Source organism: Bradyrhizobium sp. BRP23 (assembly GCF_020194135.1).
GTDB lineage: Bacteria > Pseudomonadota > Alphaproteobacteria > Rhizobiales > Xanthobacteraceae > Bradyrhizobium > Bradyrhizobium yuanmingense.
Genome location: NZ_JADYVW010000004.1, coordinates 181,453 through 198,435 on the forward strand (window position 1 = coordinate 181,453; position 16,983 = coordinate 198,435).

18 protein-coding genes are annotated in these 16,983 nt (G+C 65.1%); 17 read left to right on the forward strand and 1 reads right to left on the reverse strand.

All coding sequences use genetic code 11. The annotated features are described in order from the left end of the window. Positions 1 to 29 precede the first annotated feature (29 nt). Positions 30 to 152 (reverse strand): hypothetical protein, encoded by a 123-nt coding sequence (locus I6F24_RS37595; RefSeq protein ID WP_276573664.1) that lies wholly within the window; start codon positions 150 to 152, stop codon positions 30 to 32. On the opposite strand from I6F24_RS37595, the gene folE reads away from it, so the two are divergent. From folE to I6F24_RS12525, 17 genes are all read left to right on the forward strand, one after another. After that, complete coding sequence (gene folE / locus I6F24_RS12445) at positions 133 to 975, forward strand: GTP cyclohydrolase I (protein WP_225156325.1); 843 nt, start codon at positions 133 to 135, stop codon at positions 973 to 975. The two genes, I6F24_RS37595 and folE, sit on opposite strands and share 20 nt — an antisense overlap. Then, complete coding sequence (locus I6F24_RS12450; protein WP_225156327.1) at positions 966 to 1,388, forward strand: 6-carboxytetrahydropterin synthase; 423 nt, start codon at positions 966 to 968, stop codon at positions 1,386 to 1,388. The genes folE and I6F24_RS12450 overlap by 10 nt, the downstream gene beginning before the upstream one ends. Continuing rightward, positions 1,364 to 2,044 (forward strand): 7-carboxy-7-deazaguanine synthase QueE, encoded by a 681-nt coding sequence (gene queE / locus I6F24_RS12455; RefSeq protein WP_225156329.1) that lies wholly within the window; start codon positions 1,364 to 1,366, stop codon positions 2,042 to 2,044. Before I6F24_RS12450 ends, queE begins: the two co-directional genes overlap by 25 nt. Further along, a complete protein-coding gene (locus tag I6F24_RS12460) occupies positions 2,041 to 2,625 on the forward strand; it encodes a hypothetical protein (protein ID WP_225156331.1) in 585 nt (194 codons plus the stop codon). Before queE ends, I6F24_RS12460 begins: the two co-directional genes overlap by 4 nt. Next, on the forward strand, positions 2,555 to 4,501 hold the full coding sequence (locus tag I6F24_RS12465; RefSeq protein ID WP_225156333.1) for a terminase gpA endonuclease subunit: 1,947 nt from the start codon (positions 2,555 to 2,557) through the stop codon (positions 4,499 to 4,501). The genes I6F24_RS12460 and I6F24_RS12465 overlap by 71 nt, the downstream gene beginning before the upstream one ends. A gap of 5 nt (positions 4,502 to 4,506) precedes the next feature. Continuing rightward, complete coding sequence (locus tag I6F24_RS12470; protein ID WP_225156336.1) at positions 4,507 to 4,749, forward strand: hypothetical protein; 243 nt, start codon at positions 4,507 to 4,509, stop codon at positions 4,747 to 4,749. Positions 4,750 to 4,752: 3 nt separating this feature from the next. Further along, positions 4,753 to 6,348, forward strand: coding sequence for a phage portal protein (locus I6F24_RS12475; RefSeq protein WP_225156338.1), 1,596 nt, complete (start codon positions 4,753 to 4,755; stop codon positions 6,346 to 6,348). Between the two features lie 9 nt (positions 6,349 to 6,357). Beyond that, on the forward strand, positions 6,358 to 7,407 hold the full coding sequence (locus I6F24_RS12480; protein ID WP_225156340.1) for a head maturation protease, ClpP-related: 1,050 nt from the start codon (positions 6,358 to 6,360) through the stop codon (positions 7,405 to 7,407). Between the two features lie 36 nt (positions 7,408 to 7,443). Then, on the forward strand, positions 7,444 to 7,797 hold the full coding sequence (locus I6F24_RS12485; RefSeq protein ID WP_225156342.1) for a head decoration protein: 354 nt from the start codon (positions 7,444 to 7,446) through the stop codon (positions 7,795 to 7,797). A 63-nt stretch (positions 7,798 to 7,860) separates the two neighbouring features. Continuing rightward, positions 7,861 to 8,880 (forward strand): major capsid protein, encoded by a 1,020-nt coding sequence (locus I6F24_RS12490; protein ID WP_225156344.1) that lies wholly within the window; start codon positions 7,861 to 7,863, stop codon positions 8,878 to 8,880. A 10-nt stretch (positions 8,881 to 8,890) separates the two neighbouring features. Beyond that, a complete protein-coding gene (locus tag I6F24_RS12495) occupies positions 8,891 to 9,238 on the forward strand; it encodes a hypothetical protein (protein ID WP_225156346.1) in 348 nt (115 codons plus the stop codon). Further along, entirely contained in the window at positions 9,235 to 9,897 is a 663-nt protein-coding gene (locus I6F24_RS12500) for a hypothetical protein (RefSeq protein WP_225156347.1), read from the forward strand. The genes I6F24_RS12495 and I6F24_RS12500 overlap by 4 nt, the downstream gene beginning before the upstream one ends. A 116-nt stretch (positions 9,898 to 10,013) precedes the next feature. Beyond that, the gene (locus tag I6F24_RS12505; protein ID WP_225156349.1) at positions 10,014 to 11,564 is read left to right on the forward strand and encodes a phage tail sheath C-terminal domain-containing protein; all 1,551 of its coding nucleotides are present in this window, start codon (positions 10,014 to 10,016) and stop codon (positions 11,562 to 11,564) included. A 145-nt stretch (positions 11,565 to 11,709) separates the two neighbouring features. Continuing rightward, positions 11,710 to 12,072: a phage tail tube protein gene (locus tag I6F24_RS12510; protein WP_225156351.1), complete on the forward strand. Its 363-nt coding sequence runs from the start codon at positions 11,710 to 11,712 to the stop codon at positions 12,070 to 12,072. A gap of 15 nt (positions 12,073 to 12,087) precedes the next feature. Further along, the gene (locus tag I6F24_RS12515; protein ID WP_225156353.1) at positions 12,088 to 12,435 is read left to right on the forward strand and encodes a phage tail assembly protein; all 348 of its coding nucleotides are present in this window, start codon (positions 12,088 to 12,090) and stop codon (positions 12,433 to 12,435) included. A gap of 138 nt (positions 12,436 to 12,573) precedes the next feature. Continuing rightward, positions 12,574 to 14,895 (forward strand): hypothetical protein, encoded by a 2,322-nt coding sequence (locus I6F24_RS12520; protein WP_225156354.1) that lies wholly within the window; start codon positions 12,574 to 12,576, stop codon positions 14,893 to 14,895. Positions 14,896 to 14,908: 13 nt separating this feature from the next. After that, complete coding sequence (locus I6F24_RS12525) at positions 14,909 to 16,981, forward strand: hypothetical protein (protein ID WP_225156356.1); 2,073 nt, start codon at positions 14,909 to 14,911, stop codon at positions 16,979 to 16,981. Positions 16,982 to 16,983: the final 2 nt, after the last annotated feature.

Consider the following 16,983-nt stretch of genomic DNA (forward strand, 5'->3'; position numbering starts at 1 on the left):
CCTTTCATGTTCGGCGCTGGATTGTTGGTTCACTTGAAAGCCGCGATGGCGCGCGAATAGAATGCGGCGACATCCGCGCCACTCAGTTCGCGCGCTTCATCGATCGCGATGCCAGCCGCCGCGAGGCGCGTGATGCAGTTCGGTTTAGGCATTTGTTCCTCTCTGGGGTTCTACCCGTTGCGAGAGAATGAATTTCTCTCTGCACGCAGCGATAGTCCCCCAGGGAACCGAAGACAACGATGGAAAATGGCAGCTAATCCATTGAGACATAAGAAGAAAACAGCCGCCGCCACCCCGGCGCGGGGCGACACCGTGCGAAATCGGCTCAAATCGGCGGGCCGCACCTATTTGGCCAACGACAACATTTCGGAATTCTTGAAGCCGGGTGATCTCGCCGCGATCGAGCAGGAGGTCGAGCGCTGCGCTGGTGCAATCCTCGATGCTCTGGTCATCGACACCGAGAACGATCACAACACGCGCGGCACAGCGAAGCGACTCGCAAAGATGTTCGTGCATGAGGTGTTTGCGGGGCGCTATCTGCCGCCGCCGAAGTGCACCGACTTCCCGAACGTCACATCGATGGACGAGATTTATGTTGTCGGGCCGATCACCGTTCGGTCGGCATGCTCGCATCATCTGTGCCCCATCGAGGGCGAGGTGTGGTTCGGCGTCATTCCCGGCGAGCGCGTCATCGGCCTTTCGAAGTTCTCGCGCATCGCGAACTGGATTTTGTCGCGCCCGCAAATCCAAGAAGAAGCGGTCATGCAGCTCGCCGACGAGGTCGAGCGCATCATCTCCCCGCGTGGCCTTGCCGTCGTGCTCAGCGCCCGCCACTCTTGCATGACGTGGCGCGGCGTGAAGGAAGACGCCACCGCCATGACGACATCCGTGATGCGCGGCATCTTCCGCGACGGCCCGGCCGCTAGGGCCGAGGTGCTGTCGCTCATCCAAGCAAAGGGCTTCCGATGCCAATAGTAATCAGCGCCGCCCGCTATCACGACATCTCCTGCGGCCACCGCGTGGTCGATCACGAGGGCAAGTGCCAGCACCTGCACGGCCATAACTACCGCGTGCACTTCCACTGCGAGGCCGATGCTCTCGATGACCTAGGCCGCATCATCGATTTCAGCGTCATCAAGTCCACGCTCTGCCAGTGGCTGGAGGAAAATTGGGATCACCGCATGATGCTCTGGCATCGAGACCCGCTTCTGCCCGCGCTGCTGGTGATCGATCCGTCGATCGTGAGCGTGCCATTCAACCCGACCGCCGAGAACATTGCGGCGCATCTCCTCACGGTCGTCGGGCCCGAGGTGTTGCCGCCGAACGTCCGGCTGGTCCGCGTCGTCGTGGATGAGACGCGCAAATGCTCCTGCGAGGCGGCGATCTGATGCTCCCGGTCAACGAGTTCTTTGAGACGATCCAGGGCGAGGCGACGTTCACCGGCACGCCATCGACCTTCGTTCGGCTCCAGGGCTGCGATGTCGGGTGCCCGTGGTGCGACACCAAGTACACCTGGGACCTCAACCATGCGCCGCCCAGTCCCCTCGAAGACATCCTGGGGAAGCAGGAGCCGAGCCCGTCATTCGCCGCCGTGTCGATCGAGGACCTGGTGCAGGCTCTCTCGCAGACGCAACCGCGCCATCTGGTGCTGACCGGCGGCGAGCCGTGCATGTACGACCTCACCGAATTGTCGAGCCGCATGATCGCCGGCGGCTGGACGGTGCAGGTCGAGACCAGCGGCACCGAGCCGATCCGGATCGACCCGCGCGCCTGGGTCACCGTCTCGCCGAAGATCGCCATGCCGGGCGGCAGAACCTTCCTGTCGGAGGCATGGCAGCGGGCGAACGAGATCAAGATGCCGGTCGGCAAGCCTGCCGATGTTGAGACCGTGCTCTCGCTGATCGCCGAACACGGCCGTCCCGCGCTGATCTGGCTTCAGCCCCTCTCGATGAGCAAGAAAGCGACCGAGCTGTGCGTCGAGGCTGCCCGCCAGCATCGGTGGCGCATCAGCGTCCAGACACATAAGTTCATGGGCATCCGTTGAGCAACGAAGAGGACATCGACGTTCAGCCGCCCCCAGGTGACCGCTTTGTCAGCGTCACCGAATTCGCGGCGTTCGCCGATTACACCCCGACCTATATTCGCCAGCTTCAACGCGAAGGATCGTTGCCGCGCGGCAGCCGCGGAATGATCCCCTTCATCGCTGGTGTCCGCGCGCTGATCCGCTTCTTGCGTGACAGCGAACGGCGCAGCAGCAAGACTGCCGCAGACAGCCGAGTGCGCGATGCCCGAGCCCGCGAAATCGAGTTGCGCAACTTGGAGAACGAAAGGCGGCTAGTTCAGGTCGAGGATGTCAACGGTCTCGTCGATGAGATGGTCGGCACCTTCCGATCCGAATTGGCAGGGTTAGCGCCCCGCGTGACGCGCGACCTAACCCTTCGCCGCACGATAGATCGGGCTCTCCATGACATCCTCCACCGCCTTGCGGACGCTTTCAACGAAAAGGCACACGTTCTGGGCGCGAGCGGCGCTCCTGCTGGTCCCGTCCAAGGAAGTGACGCCGGACGTTTGGGCGGCGGAAAACAGGATTTACCCGCGCACGGCGGCGGTCCCGGGACCGCGTGACCCGCTCCTGACCCCTTACGTCATCGAGCCCGAGCGCGTCATCGCCAGCGCCGCGTTCAAGCGCGTCGTCATGGTGTTCGGCGCGCAGACCGGCAAGAGCGAAGCCATGCTCGACGTGGCTGGCCAGCGCCTCGACCAGCGCCCTGGGCCGATCCTGTACGTCGGGCCGAACAAGCAGTTTCTGAGCGAACAGTTCGAGCCGCGCGTCATGGCGCTGCTCGATGAAGCGCCGACGCTCACCGCCAAGCTCGCCCGTGGCAAGCGCATGACGAAGACCCGCAAGGTAGTCGCAGGCGTGCCGTTCCGTCTCGCGCATTCCGGTTCATCGACCGCCCTGAAGTCCGACCCTGCCGTGCTGGCGCTGGTCGATGAGTACGATGAGATGCGGGACAACGTGAACAACCAGGGCGGCCCGCTTGGCCTGGTTGAACGTCGCGGCGACACCTATGCCGACTTCGTCTGCGTCGTCACATCGACCCCGAAGCGCGGCCGAGTGCAGGCCGTTAAGGACAAGACTAGCGGCCTCCTGTTTTGGGAGGTCACCGTGGTCGAGGACATCGAGAGCCCCATCTGGCAGCTCTGGCAACAAGGCACCCGGCATCACTGGTGCTGGCCGTGCCCGCATTGCGCCGAGTATTTCGTCCCCCGCTTCAACCTCCTGCGTTACCCCAGGAAGGCGACGCCGCTGGAGGCCGCCAGGGCGACCTTCCTCGAATGCCCCCGCTGCGGCGGCGTGATCGAGGACGGCCACAAGGCCGACATGAACGCGCGTGGCCGGTACGTCGCACCGGGCCAGATCATCGACCGGCACGGCGAGGTGCACGGCTCTCCGATCGAGAGCAAATCCATCTCGTTTTGGGTGTCCGGTCTCGCATCGCCTTTCGTTTCGTTCGGCGAGCGGGTTGCGGTGCTGGTCGAGGCCGAGCAGTCCGGCGACGACGCCATGGTGCAGCAGGCCATGAACGCGGGCTTTGGCGAGCTGTACGCGCCCGGCGGCGGCGAGGTGCCGGAATGGGAGGAACTGCGGAGCAAGTCGCATGGCTCGCTCTACTCGCGCGGAGAAGTGCCGGACGGCGTGCTCTATCTCATCCTCACCGTGGACGTGCAGAAGCAGTCGCTGCCGTGGGTGCTCAGGGGATGGGGGCCGCGTGCCACGTCATGGCTGGTCGATTACGGCAAGCTCCAGGGCGACACCGCCGACGAGGAGGTGTGGGACGCGCTCGCCGATCTCATCACCACCGACGTGAACGACGTGCCGATCAAGCTCACCTTGATCGACAGCGGCTTCCGGCCGGGCAAGGTGGACACGCTGCCGCTCAACCGCATCTACGAATTCTGCCGCCGCATGGGCAAGCGCGTGCGCGCCACGAAGGGCAGCTCGTCCCCGATGCGGACCCCGCTCATCTTCTCCAAGGTCGAGGTCAACCGCGCGGGCAAGTCATCGAAATTCGGATTGGACATCGCGCGGCTCGACACCGACCACTGGAAATCCTGGGTGCATGAGCGCATCCGCTGGCGCCAGGACAACCCGGGCGCATGGCACCTGCCGAAAGGCGTCGATGACGATTACTGCCATCAGCTCGTCGGCGAGGCGCGCGTTGTGCAACCCAACGGCAGGCCGACGTGGATCGAGCGCGGACGGCATCACGATTTTCTCGATTGCGAAGCGATGCAGGCAGCGGGCGGCTATCTTCTCAACGTCCAGCGCATTCCCATCCCATTGCCAACGAGGAGAAACGAGACTACAGCTAGCGTCAGCGACGAGCCTCATACACAAGAGACTTCATCGCTGCCTGAAGTGGCGCCGCGTATGGCGGATCGTGGCCGAGCAACACCTAGGCGAAGGATCGTCAGGTCGAACTATCTCGGCGTTTAACGTCCATGCTCAGGAAGGCGCGCACAGCCCCCACGCAGGCGCAGTTGCTCGCGACGCAGGCGCAGATCGATGCGCTTCGTTACGCGATTGCACAGGGCGTGCAGACAGTCAGCTACGGCGACAAGCGGGTCGAATACCGCTCGCTCGCCGAGATGCTGCAAATCCTCAACGACATGGAAAATGAAGTCGCAGGTTTAGTCCCGACCCGACAGTTCAGGATCGTTTGTCCGGCTGACAAGGGGCTTTAGGCGATGGGTGCTTTCCGCGACATGCTCGCGGAGGGCCTGCTGGGAAAGATGGGACTGGTTCGGCCGACGAACCAGCTTGACCCGTTCTCATCTGCGGGCTCGACCAGCGGTGGCTTCGACGGAGGACGCTATCGTCGGCGGCTCTCGTCGTGGAGGCCGACGCAGTATTCCGTCAACACGATCATTGCCGCGCAGGGTCCGCTCCTGCGCTCGCGCTGTCGCGACCTGATGCGCAACAGCGCGCACGCCGTTGCCGCGCGGGAGAACTTCGTCGCCAACCTGATCGGCGCAGGCATCAAGCCGTCCTCGCTCATCTCTGACCGGCCCGAGCTGCGCAAGCAGGTCATGGAAACGTGGATGGACTGGACCGACGAGGCCGATGCCGACGGGGTCACCGATTTTTACGGCATGCAGTCCGTCATCGCGTCCGCGCTCTTCGAGGCGGGCGAAATCTTCGTGCGGCTGCGCTCGCGGCGCATCGAGGACGGCCTGACCGTGCCGCTGCAGATCGAGCTGCTCGAAAGCGAGATGTGCCCGTACTCGCTCAATCAGATTGCCGATAACGGCAACTACATCATGAACGGGGTGGAGTTCGACTGGCGGGCGAGGCGCGTCGCTTACTGGTTTTACCCTGGGCACCCTGGTGACGCCCCGGTCGATCCGCAAACCTATCTCAGCATGGACCCGGTGCGCGTGCCTGCCGATCAGGTGCTGCACATCTTCCGTCCGACGCGCCCGGGTCAGGTGCGCGGCGTGCCGCTCGTCTCGCCCGCGATGATCCGGCTGTTCTTCCTCGACCAGTACGACGACGCCGAGCTGGAGCGCAAAAAGATCGCGGCGTTGTTCGCGGGCTTCGTCACCAGCCCGGAGCCGGAAGACATTCTGCCCGCACCGGCCGGCGGCGGAGCGCAACAGCCCATGGAGCTTGGCGTCGGGCTCGCAGCGCTCGAACCCGGCACCATGCAGGCCTTGCTTCCTGGCGAGGATGTCAAGTTCAGCGAGCCCGCCGATGTCGGCGGCTCCTATGAGGCATTCCAGTATCGCCAGCAGCTCGCCGCATTCTCGGCGATGGGCGTCCCCTACATGATCGGCACGGGCGACACCCGGCGCGCGAGCTACTCCTCGCTGCGCGGCGTCATTGTCGAGTACCGCCGCAGGCTGGAGCAGCTCCAGTACAACATCGTCGTGCATCAGTATTGCCGCCCGATCTGGCGGCGCTGGTTTGCCGACGCGGTGCTGACCGAAGCCATCCCGGTCGCCACGGCCGACTATGTCGGCAACGAGAAGGTCATGGCGCGCGCGAAGTGGATCGCGCCCCGCTTCGAATGGGTGGACCCCCTCAAGGACCGGCAGGCCGAGAAGCTCGCCGTCGATGCTGGCTTCAAATCGCGCAGCGATGTCATCGAGGCCGAGGGCTACGACCCGGAAGAGACCGACCAGCGCATCGCGGCCGATAAGGAGCGCGCGGAGGAGCTGGGCCTCGAATTCCCCGTGCTCCAGGCAGCGGCGTCCCAGCCGGGCGCTCCGAATGCAGACCCGCAGGAGCAGGCCGACGCCAGCCAGGACCTGGGCGACGGCAACGATCAACAGGCAGCTTAGGAGCCCATCATGCGCCACTGGTACACGATGAAGGCCGAGGACAAGACCGGCGAAATCCTGATCTACGGCGAGATCGGCGCGTCATGGTGGGAAGACGACACCGTCAGCGCGAAGCAGTTCAACGATGACCTCAAGGCCCTGGGCGACATCACGACGCTCAACCTTCGCATCAACTCGCCCGGCGGCGACGCCTTCGACGGCATCGCGATCCACAACACCCTGAAGAACCACCCGGCGAAGGTCGTCGCGACCGTCGATGGCATCGCCGCGTCGGCGGCGTCGGTGGTGCTGATGGCGGCCGACAAGATCGTCATGCCTGCCAATTCCTTCCTGCTTATCCACGGCGCCAGCGGCTTCGCCATGGGCAACGCCACCGACATGCGCGCGCTCGCCGAGGATCTGGAGCGCTTGGATACGTCCATCACCGCGACCTACGCGACCCGCTCGGGCCAGACGGAAGCCAAGATCGCCTCGATCATGAAGGAAGACCGCCTGATGGACGCGGCCGAGGCGATCAAGCTCGGCCTCGCGGACGAACAGAGCGACGCGGTCAAGCTGGCGGCCAGCTACTCGATGCGGCTGCTCCCGCGGAAGGCCGCCGACCGGCTCAAGGCCATCATGTCTTCTGAGGCTGCGCCGCCGCAGCCGAAGGAGGGGGAAGACGCAGGCGATGAAAAGTCGCCTGCGTCCACTCCGCCCGCCGTCGAGGAGCCGAAGCAGGACCCGCCGAAGGAAGACCCGCCCAAGGACGACCCGCAGCCGAGCAACGTGGTCGAGTTGCGCGCCAAGGCGAAGACGGAAGGCGCGGACGAGCACGCCCGCTACGTCAACGAGGTGCTCGACCTCTGCAACATGGCATCGCTCCCGGCGATGGCCCGCAACTTCATCGCCGAGAAGAAGCCGGTCGCCGACGTGCGCAACGCCCTCATGTCTGAGCGCGCCCGCCTGGAAGCGCAAGCGCCCGTCATCCCGCATCGCCCGGCACCGCTGGGCACGCCCGCCCCGCGCAAGTGGGACAGCATCGTCGAGAAGATCAACGCGCGGATGAGGAAGAAGTGACCGCGCAGCTCGCGCACCACAACGAGGAGACACACCATGCCTGTTCTCAATGAGACCCGTCATCCGGCCGAGTTCATCCTGTCCGAGGCGAACGGCGAACGCTCGCGCGGCAGCGGCATCTTTCTCGATCCGGCCAACTTCGCCGCTGGCCAGATCGTCAAGAAGTCGGGCGCGAATTACGTGGCCATCACCGACGCCACCGCGGCCGATGGCATCGCCATCTACGGCGGCACGACGACCGGCGCCGGGAGCTCGGTGAGCGTCGCTCTCCTGCTTCGCGACGCCGAAGTGAACGGCAACTGCCTCACGTACTTCGCTGGCGCCACGCAGGCCAACAAGGACGCGCTCGCTGCGTTGCTGGCGGCCAATCACATCATCGTCCGGAACTGACTTCTAAGTTTTCCCCGTGGCCCGTCGAGCAAGGGCGGCCCCCTTCGCAAATTGGAGAGGAACATGCTCGACGTATTCCACACTGACGCTTTCACCATCGTCAGTCTGACGGACGCCATCAACAAGATGCAGTTCGTGCCCGGCTATCTCGGCTCGCTCGGGCTGTTCACGGAAAGCTCGATCAACACCACGGCGGTCGCGGTCGAGGAGCAGAACGGCATCCTCCGTCTCGTCCCCCCGACGCCCCGCGGCGCACCGGGCGTGACGATCGACAAGACGAAGCGCGCCCTTCGCTTGCTGTCCGTTCCTCACTTCGAGGTCAACGACGCAGTCATGGCCGAAGAGGTGCAGAACATCCGGCCGTTCGGCGAGGAGACCGGCGAAGAGGCCGTCATGGCCAAGGTCGCCGAGCGCATGCAGACCGCTGGCCAGAGCTTCGAGGCCACCATGGAATACTCGCGCGTCGGCGCGATCCTGGGCATCGTCACCTATGCGGACGGCAGCACGCTGAACCTGTACAACGAATTCGGCGTCGCGGGTCCCCCGGCCGACATCGACTTCAACCTCGACGCGGCCGCTCCGGCACCGGGCATCCTGCGCCAGCAGTGCGCCGCCGTGATCCGCACCATGGCCAACAGCCTGGGCGGCACGCCGCTCCTGGGTGTGGGCGCCATTTGCGGCGATCAGTTCTATGACGGCTTGATCGCGCATCCGGAAGTTCGCCAGACCTACCTCAACACGCAGGCGGCGGCCGAGCTGCGCCAGGGCTACGTCAACGGCGGCCTGACGTTCGGCTCCTTCCCGTTCGGCGGGATCGAGTGGACCAACTATCGCGGATCGGTCGGCGGCACGCCGTTCGTCGATACGGCGCACGCCTACTTCTACCCGATCGGCGTGCCCGGCATGTTCAAGACCGTGTTCGCACCGGCCGACTACATCGAGACCGTCAACACCCTGGGCAAGCCGCGCTACGTCAAGCAGTACGACATGCCCAACGGCAAGGGTGTCCACCTCGACACGCAGCAGAACGCGCTCAACTACTGCACGCGGCCGAGCGCGCTGCTTCGCGGCAAGTACACCTGAGCATCCGGCGATGGGCATCGACTTCGACAACCTTGTGCTGAAGCCGACTGTCGGCACGTTCGGCGTGCCGTTCATTTGGTATCCGTCAAAGTCGAGCCCAGCCAGCGCCCCGATCCCGGTCTCAGGCGTCTACTCGTCGTCAGCGCTCAACGTCGAGATGGCCGATGGTGCGGTCTTCAGCGACCAGCAGACGACGATGGGCATCAAGCTCTCGGATTGGCCCTGGCAGCCCGTGCGCGGCGACCGCTTCCTGCATCAGGCAACGGGCGTCATGTACTGGCAGAGCGACATCTCTCTCGACGGCCAGGGCGGAGCGACCGTGCAGCTCCGCGTGACCGAACCCGTAGGTGACTTATGAGCACCTACGCCATCCAAATTCAGCAGAAGGCGATGCAGCTCATCCAGGCTGGCATGCCCGACACGTTCAAGTCGTTCGGCCTGGAGCCGATGCTCATCATCAACGGCGACGACCTGCCGATGATTGCCGTGCACATCCTTCGTGAGCGGCGCAACGCCCTGGGCGACGCCGACATCGGCCCGCCGAAGTTCAGGACCGAACTGACGCTCGGCATCTCGGGATCGATCAAGGCACTCACTGACGAGGCCAACCAGCCGTCGATCCTCGAGGAATGGATGAGCCAGATCGACACCGTGCTCCTGCGCAATCCGCAGTTCGTCAACATGAGCGAAGGCGTGCTGTCGATGGATCGCCTCTCGCAGCTCGCCAAGGTCGGCGAGACCACGCTCTACGAAATCCGGATCGAGATGGTCCTGCAATACACCGATTGGTTTGAGCCGATCGTGCCTGACGATCTCAAGACGATCCACGTCGAAACCCGCTACCCGAGCGCGACAACGGACCCGGCGGAAGTGCAACAGGTGGTGACGCAATATGATTTCGATCAAACACAAGGGACTGGCGCAGGTGCGCCCGAGCAAGGTGCCGACCATCAAGGTCTGGCCCGGCGTCAACGGCAAGCGGCTCGTCCATCCGGTGAGCGGTCCGCTGCGCGATAGCCCGCGCGGCACGTCCTGGCATCTCGACGGCTTCACGCGCCGTCGCATCGCAGAAGGTTCAATTCTGATCGCGCCCCCTGAAGGCGCGTCGGACGCGACAGAGAAGGGAGATGGTCATGCCGATTAGTTTCAACTCGATCCCTGCGAACTGGAAGATGCCGCTGTATTGGGTCGAGGTGGACCCGAGCATGGCGGGCTTGCCGGTCTATCGTCAGGCCATCTTGGTCGTCGGCTACGGCAACCCGGCGTCGGCCGCGCCCGACGACGGCGGCAGCACCGTGCCGTTTGACATCCCCATCGCCGTCGGCAGCAAGAGCGAGGCGCGTGCCTTCTTCGGCGTCGGGTCGATGATGGACAACATGTTCGAGCGCGTCTTCGACAACAATTTCGCCGCCGAGGTATGGGGCCTCCCGATCGCGGAGCCCACCGCAGGGGTCGCCGCGAGCGGCACCATCACCGTGTCCGCGCCGCCCACGGGTGCAGGCACGCTCGCCCTCTACATCAACGGCCGGCGGGTGCAGGTCGGCGTCGCAGCCGACGACACCGCAGACGAGGTCGCGGCCAGCATCGCCGATGCCATCTCGGCCGATCCTGGCATGCCGGTGACCGTCAGTGTGGCTGCGGCGGTGGTGACGCTGACGGCGCGGCACAAGGGCATCGACGGCAACCAGATCGACATGCGCGACAATTACGGCGGATCGCTCGCGGGCGAGCGGATGCCGACCGGCCTGGTTCTCACCTATTCCGATGGCGGCAAGCTCTCGGGCGGCACCGGCACGCCCGACATGGATGTCGCACTCGCGAACCTGGGCGATGAGCCGTTCGAGTATGTGGCGCTCGCCTTCACTGACAGCACCTCGCTCGTCGCCTGGGAGAACGAGTACGGCTTCAGCGATAGCGGGCGCTGGGGCTGGATGCGCCAGCTCTATGGGCACATCTTCTCCGCCTACAAGGACACCTATCAGAACCTCATCACCTGGGGGCCCAACAACAACTCGCCCATTGTGTCCGTCATGGCCCTGGAGAAGCAGTCCCCGACCGCGCCGTGGGAGTATGCGGCGGCCTACACCGCGAAGGCAGCGCGGGCACTCCTCAACGACCCGGCACGTCCGCTGCAGACCCTCACGCTGCAGGGCTGCCTGCCTGCGCCGAAGCATCAGAAGTTCACCATGGCCGAGCTGAACGCGATGGCCACCGTGGGCTTGGCCACCCAGCGGCCGAATGGCGACGGCATCCCGGCGATCATGCGGGACAGCACGACCTATCAGAGGAACCTGTACAGCCAGCCCGACGACGCTTACGAGGTGGTCACCACGCTCGCAACGTTGGCGCGGCTTTTCCGCAACCAGCGGCAGGCGATCACGTCGAAGTTTCCGCGTCACAAGCTGGCCGACGACGGCACCCGCTTCGGACCCGGTCAGGCAATCGTCACGCCGAAGACCATCAAGGCCGAGTTGGTCGCCGAGTATCGCGTGGACGAGTACAACGGGCTGGTCGAGAACGCGATCGCGTTCAAGCAGCACCTCATCGTGGAGCGCGACCCGAACGATCCGAACCGCGTCAACGTGCTCTATCCGCCGGACCTCGTGAACCAGCTTCGCATCTTCGCGGTGCTGGCGCAGTTTCGGCTTCAGTACGATCGGGGCGTCGATATCTCGGTGGCGTGACGGCGAACGTCGTCTCCCTAGACTTAGGGCCGCGCAAGCGGCCCTTCTGTTTTCAATGCAGCAGCATGTGTAATGAATATTTGAAAGCATGCGCTCGCAATGAGACACTGCACGCGGAGCAAGCGAGACAGGGAGACAGACCCCCATGGGTGTCCCGATCGCAGGCACTGCCTACCTCAAGGTTGACGGCAACCAGTATCCCCTCAAAGGCGCATTCACCGTTTCGATGTCGATGGTCGAGCGCACCGGCATTGCCGGTCAGGATCGCGTGCACGGCTATCAGGAGCTGCCGCGCGTCCCCTACATCGAGGGCGACGTGTCCACCCTGCCCGGCCTCAGCCTTGAAGCGATCGAGCGCATCACCGATGCGACGGTGACGGCCGAGCTGATCAACGGCACGGTGTACACGCTGCGCAGCGCGTGGTGCCGGTCCGCCTTCGAGATCAACACGCGCGACGGTCAGTTCCGGGTGCGGTTCGAAGGCGTCCAGTCAGACGAAATTTTCTAACAGGAGCACTAGCCGATGGCGGACGGCGAGAACATGAACGGTGCAGAGGCAAAAGCCTCTGCACCGGACGACAACAGGATCAGGGTCGTGCTCGAAAAGCCGGTCCTCGCGCACGGCGACAAGATCACCGAGCTGATCTTTCGCGAGCCGACCGGGGCCGACATCGAGGCGGCGGGCGTGCCTGCCACCATCGACTTCTCCGTCGATCCGCCGCGCATCGCGTTCAACCAGCGCGAAATGTCGGCGATGATGGTGCAGCTTGCAGCCGTGCCGCCTTCCGCGATCCGCAGTCTGTCGTCGCAGGACTGGATCAACAGCGCGTGGAAGCTCTCGCGTTTTTTCGTACCAAGGCTGACGACCTAGTGCTGAATTGCTACCGGCTTGCGAAGTACTACGCGCAAGACCCGGCCGTCTTTCTCGCAAAGCCGATCCGAGAAATCGAACGGCACATGCACTGGACCATAGAGCTTCTGGAACGAACGCGGCCCCCAGAGGCACCAGATGGACGTTAATGTCGGCGTCGGCGTAAGCGGTGCGAGGGAGAGTGCGGAGCAGATCGCCGCACTCAACCGCGACATCGCCAAGCTCTGGAGCGAAGGCCTCAACACCCGTCAGCCTGTTGAGAACGCCAAGAAGCTCAGCCAGGGCCTGCACGCGGTCGGTCGCGAGCTTCGCGACATCATCACACCATCGCTCAGCAGTCTCGGAGTCACCCTCGGCGCGGGCGCCTTCGCGGCCTCGATGATCGGCATCACGAAGGCCGCCCGCGACTTCGCCCGGGCGACCATCGAGATGGGCTACATCGCGAAAGAGACCGGCATCTCGATCGAGACGATGAAGGGCTATGCGGCGGCGGCGCAGTCGCACGGCATCTCAAACGACGAGGCAATGGCCTCGATCACGGCGTTCGGGCGCAAGGCCGACGACATCCGCAACAACATGAGCGAATTGCGGGGCACCCTGGTGGGCTGGGGTGAAGGCGCGCTCGTCCGGGCAATCCAGAACAGCCGCACCAACGCCGAGGCGCTGGCGGCCACGCTCAAGCGGATGGACGAGCTGCGCGAGCGGGCTCCGGACCGCGCCCGCATGCTGGCCGAGCAATTGCTGGGCGATTACAGGTTCATCAACCTGTCGCTCGCCGACGTGGCGAAGTGGGCGGCCGAAGCGGTCGCGCCAAGCAAGGAGGCCGAGGAAGCCGCACGCAAGTTCAACCAGACCATGCGCGAGCTGGACGAGGCGCTCGACGACGTGAAGCAGGACCTGGGCGCTGCCGTGCTGCCGGGCTTCACGAAGGCGATGGAGAACCTGACGAAGATCTACAACGACAATCCGGAGGCGTTCCAGCCGATCGTCCAGGGCTTCGAGGACGCGGCAAAGGCAATCCAGCGCATCACCTCGCGCGACCTGACGGCAGCGGGCCGTGCATTCGGCGGCGCCGTCAACATCGCGCTCAAATCGGCATCGGCGATTTACCGCATGCTGGAATGGGTCGCCTCGCAGCACGCGACCGCGGAGGAGATGAAGGCGCCGCCCCCGGTGCCCTACAAGCCTTGGACATGGCGACTGCCGTCCCTTGGCTCCGTCATCGGCGGAATGACCGGTGCGAACGCCGACACGCAGGCGCAGCAGCAGGCCGAGCCGTTCAAGGACCTGTCGAAACATCTCGACAGGACCGCCGACCTCCTGCGGGAGATCAACATCCGCAACGACCTGATCCGCCGCGGCGTCATTGGTGGCAGCGGTGCTGCGGCGGGCGGCGGCGTCGCATTCCCGGGCGGCTACAGCGTCGGCGCTGGCGGTCCCGCCGCGAACATTCCCGGCTTTGCGCCAGCGACCCCCACAGGCGGCCCGCAAGCGGTGGGACCAGCGACCGGCGCGATCGGCGCGGGCTTCGTGCCGGGCAGTGGCTACGGCCCCGGCGGCGGAGGCCCGCGCGCCGCTGGCGGCGATCCGAGCGTCGTCGGTCAGAAGCGCGGCGGCGGCGGCAACGTCGATGCGGGTGCACTTTACAAGAGCTATGTCGCCAAATTCAAAGGCGGTCCCCTCGACGGCTACGTGCCGCCCGATGGTCCGAAGTGGGGGATCACCAAGGGCACCCCAGAGGAATGGGCCGCGCTCGCGCTCGCCACATCTCAGCAGGAAAGCGGCCTCAACCGCTATGCTGGCAACGGCGGCCTGAACCAGTTCAATTCCGGCGACCTCGCGCGCTACGGTCTCGCGGGGCGCCGCGTCGATGATCCCGACGCGCAGGCGCAGGCACTCGTCAATCAGTGGCACCAGTCTATCCCGCAGGATCAGATTATCGCTGGCACCAACGCGGCCGGACGATGGGGCGGTGCGACCCGATATTTCGGCTCGATGCGACGGCGCGGCGAGGCCGACAAGTATCTCGGATGGGCGCACTCGATCGCGACCGAGGTTGACGCCAAGGGCGCACCCTCCCCCACAAAGGCGCCGTCGAGCAGCGCCGTCCTTGACTGGCAGGGCGCCATGCAGGCGGCCAAGGACAACCCGCAGGCATCAAGCGGCGGCAGTGCAACCGGCTTCGCGAAGCCCGAGCAGCCCATCATTCCCGACCGCACGCGCGGCTTGCCCAGCTACATGCTCGACAACGCCATCCGCGACGAGAACGCGCCGACCTCGAACAAGCTTCACATCAATGTCCGCGTGAAGGCCCCGCAGGGCACGGTCGATGTGAAGACCAACGCGGCGGGTGACGACATCGCCAGCGTGATGCAGCGCCGAGAGCGCACGAAGTCCGAGCAGCAGCCCGAGCCACGCAAGGCCATCGAGCCCGAGAAGGCAGCGGCACATGGCGAATGAGAACGAACTTGAGATGACGTTCCGTCTGCTCGGTGCGCCGCAGGCTCTTGCGGCAATCGAGCAGATGCGCCGGCTCCTGGGGCAGACCGGCCAGAAGCGCGACATCTCGCCGATGCAGCGCGAGCTGGATCACCTCCGCTCCTCGATGAGGGGCATCTCGCAGGAAATCGCCTCGGTGGTGAGGCCCGCGCTGGGCGGCTTCACGCTCTCGCTGTCCGGCATCGTCCTCGGCCTGTCGGCGGCGGCGGTCGGGCTCAACAAGTTCGCTGGCGGGCTCGTCCAGATCAAGGAAGGCGCCGACCGCGTCGGCATGACGATCCAGCAGTATCGCGGCTTCATGGATGCAGCGGCGCGCGTCAACATCGCGAAGCCCGAAGCCATCCAGATGATGGAGAACTTCAACAAGGTCGTTTACGAGGCGAAGCTCCACATCCACGGCACCTGGGAAGAGATCGTTCGGCTCGGCGGCGCCGACGTTGTCGGCTCCGTCCTCAACGCCAAGAACCAAGTCGATCAGATGGCGATCGTCTGGCAGCGGCTGGAGGAGCTGAAGAAGGTCGATCCCGCCAAGGTGCGCGCCTGGGCCGAGCTTTGGTTCAACAACATCAAGGCGGCGCGGATCGAGTGGAACGAGGCCATGGAGGCCATGGCCCGCGCGTCCGGCATGACCGATCAGCAGATCGCCGACGCCAAGAGATATCACGACGAATGGATCAAGGCGTCGCTGCAGTGGGACAAGCTCAAGCTGACCGTCGGCACCGCCGCGATGCAGGCGCTCGACCCCCTGGTTAAGGCGCTCACCCAGGCGCTGCAGAACAAGGAAGCGGTCACCGCTCTCGCGGAGGGATTGAACAGGCTCACCGCCGCAGTCGCGGGTATGACGCCCGATGACGTGTCGCGGCTCGGCAAGAGCATCGGCGAGTTCGTCAAGGGCGTGGGTGAAGGGCTCGGTGTCCTGGCCAAAGGCCTCACCGGCGTCATGGATTTCATCGACCGCACCGAGAAGCGGCGCGGCGAAGGCAAATCGGCCTTCGGCACCTATGACGTCGGCAAGGGGCGCCTACTCACCGATGAAGAGGAAGCACAGGCTGACAAGGCTGATCAGGAACGCAAGGCGCAGCGCGATCAGCAGAATAAGGACGGCGGGCCGTCGTTCTGGTCCGACTTCGGCAACTGGTGGCGCAATCGCGTCGGGCTCCCCGTCAAGGAGACCGGCGAGAACGCGGAAAAGGCGAACGTCGAATTCCAGCAGCTTGTCGAGGACATGCGCAAGGCCCAGGGTGGCGGTGGCGGTGGCAGCGCCGCGCTCGGCGCCGGTCCGGCTCCAGGCGGCGGTCAAGAGACCGGCGGCTCGGCAGCCCCTTCGAGCGGCGGCACGAGCGGCGGCGGTGGAGGAGCGGCAAGCAGTGGCGCGCGACCCGGCCCGCGCGTGGAGAACGTGCCCAATCCCGCGTGGGGCGCGAGCGCGCCGAGTGTTGTGCCGGGACCGCCGTCGAGCAAGGGCGAGTACAACTACTTCCAGAAGCACGGAGTGCCGGTCCCGTCGCGCGAAAGCATGCAGACGATCAAGACCGCCTATGGCCCCATCACGGTCAATCCGGAGGCGGCGCCGGACTTCGCCGGGTTCTTCCAAGACCTCAGTGCCGCAGGAGCACCGCTGCGCGCTCCGGGCTCCTACAATAAACGGCAGAAGCGGTGGGGCGGCGGCTGGTCGAGCCACGCTTACGGCGCCGCAGTCGATCTGGACGACCAGCAGTTCATGTCGCCCGCGATGCAGCGCTGGCTGCAGCAGAACCCTGACAAGTGGAATGAGATCAAGCAGCGCTACAACATCGGGCAGCCGCTGCCCGAGAAAGACCCCGCCCATATGGAGTGGAAGGGGCCGCACGGCTCCAAGTTCGACAGCCTGACGGCTGGCAAAACCGGTGCGGCGGCGTCGGGCAAGAACGTGTTCGATATCTCAATCGACGCCAGCGCCATGAAGGACGCCGAGAAAGGCGTCGCGCGCATCCCGAGCACCCTCTTCAACAACGGCCCGCAACAGACACCGACGATGCCTGCCACCGGCAAGCAGGCGGCGCAGTGAGG

What these genes read in the sequence shown, in the direction of transcription:
- folE (WP_225156325.1), top strand. Translation starts at nt 133, where the DNA reads ATGCAGTTCGGTTTAGGCATTTGTTCCTCTCTGGGGTTCTACCCGTTG.
- I6F24_RS37595 (WP_276573664.1), bottom strand. Translation starts at nt 152, where the DNA reads ATGCCTAAACCGAACTGCATCACGCGCCTCGCGGCGGCTGGCATCGCG.
- I6F24_RS12450 (WP_225156327.1), top strand. Translation starts at nt 966, where the DNA reads ATGCCAATAGTAATCAGCGCCGCCCGCTATCACGACATCTCCTGCGGC.
- queE (WP_225156329.1), top strand. Translation starts at nt 1,364, where the DNA reads ATGCTCCTGCGAGGCGGCGATCTGATGCTCCCGGTCAACGAGTTCTTT.
- I6F24_RS12470 (WP_225156336.1), top strand. Translation starts at nt 4,507, where the DNA reads ATGCTCAGGAAGGCGCGCACAGCCCCCACGCAGGCGCAGTTGCTCGCG.
- I6F24_RS12475 (WP_225156338.1), top strand. Translation starts at nt 4,753, where the DNA reads ATGGGTGCTTTCCGCGACATGCTCGCGGAGGGCCTGCTGGGAAAGATG.
- I6F24_RS12480 (WP_225156340.1), top strand. Translation starts at nt 6,358, where the DNA reads ATGCGCCACTGGTACACGATGAAGGCCGAGGACAAGACCGGCGAAATC.
- I6F24_RS12485 (WP_225156342.1), top strand. Translation starts at nt 7,444, where the DNA reads ATGCCTGTTCTCAATGAGACCCGTCATCCGGCCGAGTTCATCCTGTCC.
- I6F24_RS12490 (WP_225156344.1), top strand. Translation starts at nt 7,861, where the DNA reads ATGCTCGACGTATTCCACACTGACGCTTTCACCATCGTCAGTCTGACG.
- I6F24_RS12495 (WP_225156346.1), top strand. Translation starts at nt 8,891, where the DNA reads ATGGGCATCGACTTCGACAACCTTGTGCTGAAGCCGACTGTCGGCACG.
- I6F24_RS12500 (WP_225156347.1), top strand. Translation starts at nt 9,235, where the DNA reads ATGAGCACCTACGCCATCCAAATTCAGCAGAAGGCGATGCAGCTCATC.
- I6F24_RS12505 (WP_225156349.1), top strand. Translation starts at nt 10,014, where the DNA reads ATGCCGATTAGTTTCAACTCGATCCCTGCGAACTGGAAGATGCCGCTG.
- I6F24_RS12510 (WP_225156351.1), top strand. Translation starts at nt 11,710, where the DNA reads ATGGGTGTCCCGATCGCAGGCACTGCCTACCTCAAGGTTGACGGCAAC.
- I6F24_RS12515 (WP_225156353.1), top strand. Translation starts at nt 12,088, where the DNA reads ATGGCGGACGGCGAGAACATGAACGGTGCAGAGGCAAAAGCCTCTGCA.
- I6F24_RS12520 (WP_225156354.1), top strand. Translation starts at nt 12,574, where the DNA reads ATGGACGTTAATGTCGGCGTCGGCGTAAGCGGTGCGAGGGAGAGTGCG.
- I6F24_RS12525 (WP_225156356.1), top strand. Translation starts at nt 14,909, where the DNA reads ATGACGTTCCGTCTGCTCGGTGCGCCGCAGGCTCTTGCGGCAATCGAG.